General features: G+C 58.7%; 11 protein-coding genes and 4 tRNA genes. 10 read left to right on the forward strand and 5 right to left on the reverse strand.

Annotated elements, in window-relative coordinates:
- Positions 1 to 41 precede the first annotated feature (41 nt).
- The 3 genes from sugE to rdgC form a co-directional block, all read right to left on the reverse strand.
- Positions 42 to 356 (reverse strand): quaternary ammonium compound efflux SMR transporter SugE, encoded by a 315-nt coding sequence (gene sugE / locus EJA72_RS06405; protein ID WP_178129112.1) that lies wholly within the window; start codon positions 354 to 356, stop codon positions 42 to 44.
- A gap of 119 nt (positions 357 to 475) precedes the next feature.
- Positions 476 to 1,441: a bile acid:sodium symporter family protein gene (locus tag EJA72_RS06410; RefSeq protein WP_157710660.1), complete on the reverse strand. Its 966-nt coding sequence runs from the start codon at positions 1,439 to 1,441 to the stop codon at positions 476 to 478.
- 136 nt (positions 1,442 to 1,577) lie between these two features.
- Complete coding sequence (gene rdgC / locus EJA72_RS06415; RefSeq protein WP_017340046.1) at positions 1,578 to 2,498, reverse strand: recombination-associated protein RdgC; 921 nt, start codon at positions 2,496 to 2,498, stop codon at positions 1,578 to 1,580.
- A 161-nt stretch (positions 2,499 to 2,659) separates the two neighbouring features.
- On the opposite strand from rdgC, the gene EJA72_RS06420 reads away from it, so the two are divergent.
- From EJA72_RS06420 to EJA72_RS06435, 4 genes are all read left to right on the forward strand, one after another.
- A tRNA-Val gene (locus tag EJA72_RS06420) sits at positions 2,660 to 2,735 on the forward strand.
- Positions 2,736 to 2,753: 18 nt separating this feature from the next.
- Positions 2,754 to 2,830, forward strand: a tRNA-Asp gene (locus EJA72_RS06425).
- 199 nt (positions 2,831 to 3,029) lie between these two features.
- Positions 3,030 to 3,105, forward strand: a tRNA-Val gene (locus EJA72_RS06430).
- A gap of 18 nt (positions 3,106 to 3,123) precedes the next feature.
- Positions 3,124 to 3,200, forward strand: a tRNA-Asp gene (locus EJA72_RS06435).
- Positions 3,201 to 3,451: 251 nt separating this feature from the next.
- Here the strand turns inward: EJA72_RS06435 and EJA72_RS06440 are convergent.
- Both EJA72_RS06440 and EJA72_RS06445 read right to left on the reverse strand, forming a co-directional pair.
- Positions 3,452 to 4,585: a catalase family protein gene (locus tag EJA72_RS06440; protein WP_157710661.1), complete on the reverse strand. Its 1,134-nt coding sequence runs from the start codon at positions 4,583 to 4,585 to the stop codon at positions 3,452 to 3,454.
- A complete protein-coding gene (locus EJA72_RS06445) occupies positions 4,582 to 6,390 on the reverse strand; it encodes a di-heme-cytochrome C peroxidase (RefSeq protein WP_157710662.1) in 1,809 nt (602 codons plus the stop codon). Before EJA72_RS06445 ends, EJA72_RS06440 begins: the two co-directional genes overlap by 4 nt.
- Positions 6,391 to 6,659: 269 nt before the next feature.
- On the opposite strand from EJA72_RS06445, the gene EJA72_RS06450 reads away from it, so the two are divergent.
- The 6 genes from EJA72_RS06450 to EJA72_RS06475 all read left to right on the forward strand — a co-directional run.
- Positions 6,660 to 7,376 carry an FKBP-type peptidyl-prolyl cis-trans isomerase gene (locus EJA72_RS06450; RefSeq protein WP_157710663.1) on the forward strand — a complete coding sequence of 239 codons (717 nt, stop codon included), beginning with the start codon at positions 6,660 to 6,662 and terminating at the stop codon, positions 7,374 to 7,376.
- Between the two features lie 294 nt (positions 7,377 to 7,670).
- Complete coding sequence (locus tag EJA72_RS06455) at positions 7,671 to 8,126, forward strand: YkvA family protein (protein ID WP_157710664.1); 456 nt, start codon at positions 7,671 to 7,673, stop codon at positions 8,124 to 8,126.
- 113 nt (positions 8,127 to 8,239) lie between these two features.
- The gene (locus tag EJA72_RS06460; protein WP_157710665.1) at positions 8,240 to 8,581 is read left to right on the forward strand and encodes a helix-turn-helix domain-containing protein; all 342 of its coding nucleotides are present in this window, start codon (positions 8,240 to 8,242) and stop codon (positions 8,579 to 8,581) included.
- Positions 8,578 to 8,949: a hypothetical protein gene (locus tag EJA72_RS06465; RefSeq protein WP_003223109.1), complete on the forward strand. Its 372-nt coding sequence runs from the start codon at positions 8,578 to 8,580 to the stop codon at positions 8,947 to 8,949. The genes EJA72_RS06460 and EJA72_RS06465 overlap by 4 nt, the downstream gene beginning before the upstream one ends.
- Positions 8,950 to 9,354, forward strand: coding sequence for a sel1 repeat family protein (locus EJA72_RS06470; protein ID WP_178129114.1), 405 nt, complete (start codon positions 8,950 to 8,952; stop codon positions 9,352 to 9,354).
- A 240-nt stretch (positions 9,355 to 9,594) separates the two neighbouring features.
- On the forward strand, positions 9,595 to 10,951 hold a 1,357-nt coding region (locus EJA72_RS06475), incomplete at its 3' end, for a DUF6531 domain-containing protein (protein ID WP_256679640.1).

Here is a 10,951-nt window from a genome sequence, read left to right on the forward strand (position 1 = left end):
GTTTTTTTTTTTTTTGGCGCGGGCTTTTTTGTAGCCGCAATTCAGGCGCTGACTTTCAGGCCCACCAGCCCGGCAATGATCAAGGCCACGCTGGCCAACCGGAACAGTGCCATGGATTCACCAAACAGAATGATCCCGGCGATGACCGTCCCGACCGCACCCACACCGGTCCAGATGGCGTAAGCCGTGCCCAGCGGCAGCTCCTTCATGGCCAAGCCCAGCAAACCAAGGCTGATGGCCATGGCGGCAACGGTCAATACGGTGGGGAGCGGGCGGCTGAAACCGTCGGTGTACTTTAGGCCGACGGCCCAGCCCACTTCGAACAGGCCGGCGAAAAACAGAATGATCCAGGACACAAAGGACCTCCATCGATTGACGGGGTCGTCCCCAGATTAATGACTCGATCGAGCCGCGAGGTCGTCCTCGCGTTGCGCCATAGAGTGCCAATCATTAACCTGAGGATCAAGTTTTCGGATCAATCGGTGGCTTGTCGAGCCGCCATTTCCCGATCTTCTTTCTCGCTCATCCGCCGGAAATACGTCGAGAGCAACGCCCCGGAAATGTTGTGCCAGACGCTGAACAACGCACTGGGTACGGCCGCCAGAGGCGAGAAGTGCGCACTGGCCAGGGCAGCGCCCAAGCCGGAGTTTTGCATGCCGACTTCCAGCGCCAGGGATTTGCGTTGGGCCAATGGCAGCTTGAACAGGCGCCCGGTGAAATAGCCCAGCAGATAGCCGAAGCTGTTGTGCAGCATGACCACGGCCATGATCAGCAAACCGGATTCGGCAATCTTGGCCTGACTGGCGGCGACCACGGCGGTGACGATGATCACGATGCTTACCACCGAGATCAACGGCAGCACTTCCACTGCATGGCGAACACGGCTACCGAGCACGCGCTGGGCAACCACACCCAACACGATCGGCAGCAGCACCACTTGCAGGATCGACCAGAACAGCTCCATGAACGAAACCGGCAGCCAGGCCGAGGCCAGCAGCCAGATCAGCGCAGGGGTGAGCAGCGGGGCGAGGAGGGTGGTGACGGCCGCAATGGCCACCGACAACGCGAGATCGCCGCGTGCCAGCCAGGTCATCACATTCGACGACGTACCGCTTGGGCAGCAACCCACCAGGATGACGCCGACGGCGATCTCTGGCGGCAGGTGGAAAGCCTGGCACAGCAACCACGCCACACCGGGCATGATCACGAAGTGAGCGACCACGCCAAGGGCCACGCGCCACGGATGGCGAGCGACTTCGGCGAAGTCTTCGAGTTTGAGGGTCAGGCCCATGCCGAACATTACCAGCCCCAGCAGCGGCACGATGGCGCCTTTGAGGCCGATGAACCAGGCCGGCTGCCAGAATGCGACCACGGCGAAAATCAGTACCCAGTAAGCGAAGGTGTTGCCGACAAAGCGACTCAATGCAGCCAGTGCGCGCATGGCCTGTTCCTTATTTTAAGTAACGCTGCAAAACCCCTGTAGGAGCGAGCCTGCTCGCGATGGAGTGTCAGGCAAAGTGGGGCGACTGACAGACCATCGCGAGCAGGCTCGCTCCTACATAAGAGATCAATAGGCTTTAGATCCCTTGCGGAGTCTCTTCGCCGCCCAACGCTTCAACCAGCGCCGGCAGGAAATCACCGAAGGTCAGCATCATCAGGGTGAAGCTGGCATCCAGCTGGCCGAGGGCTTCTTCACCGCCGTCCTGTTCCGCCTGGTCTTGCAGCAGGTCTTCGAACTTCAAGCGCTTGACCACCATCTTGTCGTCCAGGACGAAAGACAGCTTGTCCTGCCAGGCCAGCGACAGCTGAGTGACCACTTTGCCGGTGCTCAAGTGCAGCTGGATTTCTTCGCTGGTCAGGTCCTGACGCTTGCAACGGACAATGCCACCGTCTTCGTGGGTGTCGCGCAGTTCGCACTCGTCCAGTACAAAGAAGTCGTCCGCGGCTTTCTGGGTGGTGACCCATTCAGTCATGGTTGCTGTCGGGGACATTTTCACGGTCAGCGGACGCACCGGCAGCGTGCCGATCACTTCACGCAAGGTGGACAACAGGTCTTCGGCGCGTTTCGGGCTGGCCGAGTTGACCAGGATCAGGCCCTGTTTAGGCGCGATGGCAGCGAAGGTCGACGAGCGGCGGATAAAGGCGCGCGGCAGGAAGGCCTGGATGATTTCATCCTTGATCTGATCGCGTTCCTTTTTGTAGACCTTGCGCATTTGTTCGGCTTCGATCTCTTCGACCTTTTCCTTCACCGCGTCACGCACGACGCTGCCCGGCAGAATACGTTCTTCCTTACGGGCGGAAATCAGCAGGAAGTCGCCGCTGACGTGTACCAGCGGAGCGTCTTCGCCCTTGCCAAACGGTGCAACGAAACCGTAGGTGGTCAACTCCTGGCTTGCACAGGGACGCGCCAGTTTGGTCGCCAGTGCAGTTTCCAACGCCTCGGCATCAAAAGGCAGATCTTGGGTCAGGCGATAGATAAGCAGGTTTTTGAACCACATGGGGCGAGTCTCTCCTTATATGCAAAGGGGGGCATTATTCTCTTAGCGACGCCATAGGCCAACCCTTCTCTAAGCCTTTGGAAGGCCTGCAAAAATTATTTAAAAAAGTGCTTGCCAGAGGTTAGGTCGCTCCGTAGAATGCGCGCCACACCGAAAGTGAAGGGTGATTAGCTCAGCTGGGAGAGCGTCTGCCTTACAAGCAGAATGTCGGCGGTTCGATCCCGTCATCACCCACCATTCGCTTTAGTGTTACGCGCAGCGGTAGTTCAGTCGGTTAGAATACCGGCCTGTCACGCCGGGGGTCGCGGGTTCGAGTCCCGTCCGCTGCGCCATATTCGGTAACCTGGAACGCTGAACGCCAGATCACCACGGAAAAGCCCGCTAACGCGGGTTTTTTTCTGTCCACAGTTTGTACGTTGTTCCTGCGGGACGCGTGGTTTCACCGGTTTTCAGATTTATTTGAAATATTTTTCAATTAAATCAACACTTTATGAAAATCTGTGGCACAATGCGCCCCGCAACGAAGGTAAAGGGTGATTAGCTCAGCTGGGAGAGCGTCTGCCTTACAAGCAGAATGTCGGCGGTTCGATCCCGTCATCACCCACCATTACTTTCAATGTTACGCGCAGCGGTAGTTCAGTCGGTTAGAATACCGGCCTGTCACGCCGGGGGTCGCGGGTTCGAGTCCCGTCCGCTGCGCCATATTCGGTAATCTGGAACGCTGAACGCCAGGTCACCACGGAAAAAGCCCGCTTAATGCGGGCTTTTTGCTGTGTGGGATTTGACTTTTTTTGCACGGACTCTGTAGCAGCTGGCGCAGCCTGCGTCCGGCTGTGCAGCAGTCGTAAAACCTGAGTGCAAGGTCTTGTTGAAACACCGCAGCGCCTGATTTCACGACTGCTACGCAGCCGAACGCAGGCTACGCCAGCTGCTACGGATCGCGTACTCCCTGCCTATTGCTGCGCATTACGACTGTGGCGGTAATCGCTGACCGCTTCGTAGACCGCTTTGCGCAGGCGGTTGATGCCGCCGATGGGCCGATGGGCCTCTAGACCAAACCAGGGGTTGAATGACTGGTTGTCGCATTGCAGGTTCATCGCCGGCGTATCGAAGTCCTGAGCCGGCACTTTGATTCGCGCCACCGTCTCGAACGGCGCATCACTTTCTTTCCATTCGATGCTCGTATCCTCAAGTGGCATGTACTTGGCCGGATCCTGTCGCTGTATCTGCAAGACGAAGCACGCCGGTATCCGATCCGTGGACAATTGCTGATTCAGCGCATTGCGCAGGAAATTCGGCAGCTTCTGGTTTTGCGCCGGCAGGGCGTAGGACGGGCAGCTGTCAGGATCGGGCATCACCCTGAACTTCGCATTGGCCTGACCGAACTTGTAGGGCGACACTGAAAAATACGTCGTCCGCGTTGGGCTTTCCGGGGCCGGGGAGAGCGTTTGTAGCGCGATAAACAGGTGCCGAATCTGCCAGTCACGCGGATCCCAGCCGGGAAAAAACGCCATCAACTTTTTTCCATCGGCCTGTGCCGCCACATTCTGGCGGTACTCGGCGACATCGCTGACAAAAAAGTTCGGATGACTGAACATCACGAAATCCTGTTCGCCACGGCTTTGTTGATCATCGAGCAACTGTTTGCCAGGCACATCGAGCAATTTGATCGCCATCCCCCGAGCGTCGCGAATGCTGTCGAACTGCGGGTAAGCATTGCCGTTGGACAGGCGCATTGTCGCTTGCCAGGTTTTGCCAGGCTCTTGAAAGACACCCTGACGCAGTTCATCCGCCAGTGCCGGCAGGATCTGAACTTCTGCCTTCACGCAGCCGTGCGCCTTGGCATGAGCATCGCGCAGGTAACGCGTGCTTTCACGGTGCTGATCAACGATGCGCACGGCGGTCTGAATGACGTCCTGGGTCATCGCCGATTCGCCATCCGGGATCAGTTCTTCAGCGGACACCGGCCCGCTGTGCTGCCAGGCAAACCAGGCGGTTGCCAGCGCCCAGCCGAGCAGTCCAAGGCTCAGCACCAGGAGCAGGGTTTTGCCGAGGAAGGCGCCAAAACGCATCCACAATCCAGTCATGGCAGTTGTGCCTCCAGCGGTCCGCCCAACACTTTCAGGTATTCGAGAAGCGCCCAGCGTTCCTCAGGTTGCAGCCAGCGACCGATCACCCCGTTGCCGAGCTTGCCGGCGCGGAATTCGTGGCCGCTGTTGTGATTGCCGGTGATGTGCGTGTCGAATACGAAGCCGTTGCTGAACGCCTCGGTGCGATACCCCAAATGTCTCGGGTCATATTCGAAGGTGCCCTTGTAGAACGTGGTCGAGCGTTCGTCCTGGGGCGAGAGCAACTGGTAAATGCTCGGCACTGAGCCGTTGTGCAGGAACGGCGCTGTCGCCCACACACCCGCCAGCGGCCGTGCCTTGTAGGCACGCAATTCCCGGACCCCGATGGGCAGCCCGAAACCGTCCATGGACGGTTGCTCGGCGACGGGAATGCCCGCGTCACGGTAAGCGCGCTTTTCGACGAAAGCGGTGATGTACGCCAACCCCTTGGCCGACGAAAGCTTGCTCAAATCCAGTGGTTCGGCGGGAGGCGGTTGCAAGTGCACATCGAGAGTCTTCAGTTCCTCCGGATCCCATTGCAGGGCGCTGAGGTCGAAGCGGTGGTCGGCAATATTGTCGGCGGCTCCGGGGTCTGTGCCGATGTACGCCACAGGCAGCATTTTCAGCGGTTGCACCCAGCGCCCGTCGCTTTCGACTGAACGAGGGACATGGCAGCCGGCGCAATTCTCGGTGAACAAGTCGCGACCCTTGGCGGCCAACGGCTTGTCGATTGCGCCCAGCAGTTCTTCCGGCCAGTTCGGTGGTTTGAGGCGTTGCAGGGTTTGTTCGATCTGGTGCAAATCACGCACTCGCACGCTGGACGGATAACGGTTGTCGCCCTTGAGTGGCTGGCCGTCACTGTCGAAGAAATTCAGCGTGGCGCCTACGCCCAATGCCTCGCCGATGTTGCGGGCCATGGGTTGCTGCGCGGAGCCGTTCCATTGCACCCAGTCGAAGGTCCACATGTCCCACAGTTGCGGATAATCAACCGGGGCATTGGCCACCCGATAGTTGGCGGGGGAAATGGCATCGCCGAAACTGGCATTGGCAATACGCCCGAACGCATCGGTGCGGCCGGGGCCTTCTTCGGTCGGGTAGAGGCCGCGATGGGTGTCGTTCCAGGCCACTTTCACAAACGTATCGAGCGATTCCTTGAAGTCTTCGCGCAGGGCTTGGTGACGGGTGTCGTAGTCCTGGCCCAACACGTTGCGTGCGAAACGTTCAAATTTCCATGGGTTGTAGTAGGTCGTTGCAAGACTGGCGACCAGTGCTTGTCCGAAACTGCCACCGCGTAGCGTAGGAACGCTGGAAGGCAGGACATGCTGCGCTGAACCGCCGTCGATCCGTACGGCCTGGCCGTTGAATCGCAGCTCTCCGGTGTGGCAGGCGGCGCAGGTGATGTCCAGGTATTGATCCTGGCTCCCAGGGTTCTGATGACGGGCAAACCCCACCGGCAGGTTGCCAGGGTTGTTCAACGAAGGCTTCTGGCCAGGGTCAATCAGAAAACCGAAGCGTGCGAGGTAGTCGGGGGCGGCGAACCGTTGTTGCGAGAAGGGCAGTTCAAGGGCGTTGAACCAGTCGTAGCGCAAACCTTTGACCTGAGTGCCCTGGGGCGTGAAGTAATAAGTCTCGCGGTCAGCGGCGCTCCATTGCTCCAGGTAATGCACCTGTTGTGCAGGAGACCAGGTCGGCAGTTTCGGGTTGGCGATGTAATACAGAACCACGGCAAGGCCCAGTCCCAGCATTACAGCGATCAGAGCTAACAAGCGGAACAAGAGGCGCAAGATGAACATCCTTGTCAATTTATCCCTCACTTATGCCCCAGCCTCAGCTGGGCGGCAAGTGGCCATTACGCCAGATGTCGTGGGATACGGGATCAGCGACTGTGAGACGAAGATGACAGAAGCTTCATCCTCCGATTCCGGAAATGCGTTAAAACACCTGAACTTATCAGAAGTTTCCTGCTCTCATGCCGGTAGCCATTGGTCGTGGCCGCCTGATAAGCTCGCGGCTTTACTCGATTGCCCTTTAGGCGCATGAACAAGGAAATAGCATGAAACAGCATCGGTTGGCGGCGGCGGTGGCCCTGGTTAGCCTGGTACTTGCGGGTTGCGACTCGCAGACCAGCGTAGAGCTGAAAACTCCGGCGCAAAAAGCTTCTTACGGCATTGGCCTGAACATGGGCAAAAGCCTGGCTCAGGAAGGCATGGATGACCTGGATTCCAAAGCCGTAGCCCAAGGCATCGAAGATGCCGTCGGCAAGAAAGAGCAGAAACTGAAGGACGACGAACTGGTTGAAGCCTTCGCAGCACTGCAAAAGCGTGCTGAAGAACGCATGGCCAAAATGAGCGAAGAGTCGGCAGCCGCCGGCAAGAAATTCCTCGAAGACAACGCCAAGAAAGCCGGTGTCACCACCACCGCTTCCGGTCTGCAGTACGAAGTGGTCAAGAAAGCCGATGGCGCACAGCCTAAGCCGACCGACGTCGTGACTGTTCACTACACCGGCAAGCTGACCAATGGCACCGTTTTCGACAGCTCCGTAGAGCGCGGCAGCCCGATCGATCTGCCGGTCAGCGGTGTGATTCCGGGTTGGGTCGAGGGCCTGCAACTGATGCACGTTGGCGAGAAGTACAAACTGTACATTCCTAGCGAACTGGCCTACGGCGCGCAAAGCCCTAGCCCGGCAATCCCAGCCAACTCGGTGCTGGTATTCGACCTGGAACTGCTGGCGATCAAAGATCCGGCAAAACAAGAAGACGCTGCCAAGTAATTCGCGTCTGCTCTGACAACAACGCCTCGCTTATGCGGGGCGTTGTTGCATCTGGGGTTCAGCAAGGGGTAAACAAAGCGAACGGATGCTGTAGGCTGGAGTCATAGCCATTGAGGACGCTCGCGCTAGCCGCGCCAGAGCGCCAAGTCAATGAAATATTGGGTTTTTTTATGTGAGTAAAAAACGCCCGATCTGAGTCAGGGCCTTATGAAACGGGGCTCTCAGCCGTGAAATGCAGGTCTGTTCACAAGGTTATCCACAATTTGTGTGGATAACATTTCAGCGGGAGGAATGATGAAAGCACCGTGGAATTTCGCTCGTTTCCTGCCACTGGCCGGGCGCCTGCTGGCCCGTGGACGTTTGCCGACCTTGTTGTTTGCCGTCGCCAGCAAAGGGGCCAGCCAAGGCGCCCGTCTGGGAAAATTCAAGGACGACCTGCGCTTGTTGCAGGCACTGTGCCTTGCCTATTGGCGGGGTGAGTACCGCGCCATTAGCCCGAAAGCGCTGATTTCGGTGGTCGCCGGCCTGATGTACTTCCTCAGCCCTGTCGATGCGATTCCGGATTTCATCCCGGTTTTCGGCATGCTCGATGACATCGCCGTATTGGCGTGGCTGATGAAGGTCCTCGACGACGAACTCAACGCCTTCCGTGCCTGGCGCAAGCGTCAGCTGCCGGAGAAACTGGCAGTCGTCGAACGCCTGCCGGATACCCCCGAACAACTTCAGCTTCAGGGGCCGAAAAAGACCTGATTTCATTGAGTATCGCTCCTATATACATACCCCCGCGACCGTGGCCGCTGTTAGGATTACACTTCTAGGGAAAAGCGCCGACTCGCTAAGTGTCGTTGTCCTACGGGGAAGTCATGGATATTCAGATAATCACACGCGAAGGCGAGCCCGAATATGCGGTTCTGCCGTGGGCTCAGTATCAGGCTCTACTGAAAGCAGCAGGCATCAACGAACAACCGGCGCCCGACGCGCCAGTGCGTCACGCCGCATCACCAGACACGATTCTCCCAGGTCTGGATCAATTACGCAGTTTGCGCGAAGGGAAGGGCATCGCCATCGAGGCGCTCGCCCGCACGGTAGGCATCAGCCCGTCATACCTGGCCTTGATCGAAAGTGGCGAGCGTCAACCCGACGCTGCGATACGCCGCAGCCTGGCCTGGGAATTGACGGTGCCAGGGTGGAGGGATGAATCGTGAGCGTACGCATCAGTCGTCAACATTGGGACGGTTTGCTGGGCGAACTGGATCAGGCGCGACGCCAGCGCCATTTGCTGACCTACCGCGCCTTGCTGGAGCGTTTGCAGCTACCCACGCCCGCCATGCAAACCCTGACCGCTGCCCTTGAACACCTGGCCGCACTGGACGCCAAAGCCGAGCAGCCCCTGCGCAGCTCGCTGGTGATCAGCCAGGGTGCCAGCCGCCTGCCGCGTACCGGTTTCTTTGAATGTGTCGAGCGTCTGGGGCGTTTCTCCGGCCCGTCCGATGGTGTTGCCGCCGCGTCCTGGCACGCGTCGGAAGTGGTGCGAGTGTTCGAATACGAGTACCCGGAATCGGCGGAGGCCTGAGTGTTTTTACGCCTCAAGGCACGGGCCGGCTACTGGCTGGCCCGCCGGTTGTTTCATTGGTCGTGGTTTGTACGCCAGCCACGCGGCTGGAGCTGGCTCGAGGGCCAGTTCGCGCGCATGGCGAACCTGGGTGATGTCGGTGCCCAGAGCTTTTATGGCCACATCCTGACCTTTCGCGGTGTCGGCCTTGGGGCTCGTGAGGAAGGTGTCCGGCTGTTGCGCCTGGCGGCGTTGGCCGGGGACGGCAAAGCGGCGTATCAGGTAGGCGTGATCAGCCTGGCGGGGACACCGAGCAAGGCGCCGGACCCGGCTGAAGCGGCCAGGTTTTGGGCGATTGCTGCCAAGGCCGGGCATCCGCTGGCTGAGCTTAAACTCAAAGAGTTGGCGTCTCGCGGTTCTGCTTAACAACCCCATAATTGTCCAATAAACGAACGTGGCGTGAGGGAAACCTCTCGCCACGTTTGCGTTTTTGGCTGTGTGTCATTTGGCGTTCGGTATTTAGAGATTTGCCCTACAGCCACGTCTTACTTTCCTGACTTCTTTCCTCGTTGATCCCCTGCAAAGTCTCGCGCGCCCATTTTTGCGCGAGGGATTGCTCATGCTCGACCTGATTTTTCACTCCACTTCATACCGTCTGGTCTGTTGATGGAGCACATCGCCCGCATCGAGCAGGAACTCGACCGTTTTCCGGACACCTTGTCCCTCTATCGCAAACAGCTGAAGCACTGGTTCAACCAGACGGCGGATGCGGTCAGTCACGCCACGGACATGCCCTCGCTGGTGGGGATGGACCGGCAGATCAAGGTGGGCAATATCACCACCTCGGTCAGCGTTGGCGACAACGACTTCATCTCCAGTGTGGTGCAGTGTCCGCAGGGCGGGACTTTGCAGATCGAGAGCAAGTTCGAGTCGGTTTACGACATTCCGTTGGGAAACATCCAGGTCGATGTGATTGCCAAGGACGGCGGCGAAACGACCCCGGTGACGCTCGATGAAAACGGCAGGGGGACGTTTGAGGGCGTTGCCGGCAAGTTCTATCGGGTTCATGTCCACAGCGCGGTGACTGAGGGTCAGGTTGATGAGCTTTTCAAGTCCTACGACGGCCTGACCAAACAACTCGAAACCTGGCTGCGCAGTGAGTGGGACCGGTTCAAACCGCAGTGGTCGCAGTCGGCGTTTGTCGCCGCGGGCAACGGCATGCTGGCGGGGAGTTGGGCGGCGCTTATTGGTGTGTGGGACGGCCTGGGCCTGGTCTTTGACATCCTTAAAAACCCTGCCAAGTACATCGATCAACTGGGCAGCGGTGCGCAGCAAATTGCCGATCTGGCACAGCAATCACCGGCAACGATGGAAAAAGCCATGCTGCTGGCCAGCGATGAAGCGGCGCTTTGCTTGCTGTTTCGTGCCGCCAGCCTTTGGCTTTCGGCGTTACCTCCGAGCGAGATAGCTGGCAAGACTTCGGAGGCGGCGAGCCATGTCATTGTCTCGGTACTGATCGATATTTTGATTGCGTCGGCATTGGCCTGGACGGTTGTCGGTTTGCCCATCGCCAAAGCCTATTTAACCGCGCGTGGGCTTAAGTACGGTGCAGTGCTGGCGGGCCTCGCGATGCGTTTTGTCGAGGCGACTTTCAATCTCCTCAATACCCTGACGAAGTACGTCGATCACTACAAAGGCGTTGCCATTCGCGGTGCTGCGGTCGCCCCGAAAAATGGGGCCATGCACCTGCGCTGGGACGCCAAGCGCAACACCACGCTCAAACAACACGAACACCGCGACGACGCCTCGACCCAGGCGAAAAACCCCAACGGCGACCCCGCCGATTCCGCCGATAAAACCGCCACCCACCAATGCCCGGTGTCGATGGTCACCGGCGAAGAACTGCTGACCCTTACTGATGGTGCGCTGGACGGTATTTTGCCGTTCGACTTCACCCGGCTCTACCGCACCAGCGCCGCCGAAATCGACAGCGGCCTCGGTTTTGGCTGGAGCCACAGCCTGG

The sequence above is a fragment of the Pseudomonas sp. PB120 genome (genome assembly GCF_009761815.1).
GTDB lineage: Bacteria > Pseudomonadota > Gammaproteobacteria > Pseudomonadales > Pseudomonadaceae > Aquipseudomonas.

Bases quoted from the DNA above. Each gene is read 5' to 3' on its own strand.
- EJA72_RS06440 (WP_157710661.1), bottom strand. From the start codon at position 4,585: ATGACTGGATTGTGGATGCGTTTTGGCGCCTTCCTCGGCAAAACCCTG.
- EJA72_RS06450 (WP_157710663.1), top strand. From the start codon at position 6,660: ATGAAACAGCATCGGTTGGCGGCGGCGGTGGCCCTGGTTAGCCTGGTA.
- EJA72_RS06460 (WP_157710665.1), top strand. From the start codon at position 8,240: ATGGATATTCAGATAATCACACGCGAAGGCGAGCCCGAATATGCGGTT.
- EJA72_RS06455 (WP_157710664.1), top strand. From the start codon at position 7,671: ATGAAAGCACCGTGGAATTTCGCTCGTTTCCTGCCACTGGCCGGGCGC.
- EJA72_RS06410 (WP_157710660.1), bottom strand. From the start codon at position 1,441: ATGCGCGCACTGGCTGCATTGAGTCGCTTTGTCGGCAACACCTTCGCT.
- rdgC (WP_017340046.1), bottom strand. From the start codon at position 2,498: ATGTGGTTCAAAAACCTGCTTATCTATCGCCTGACCCAAGATCTGCCT.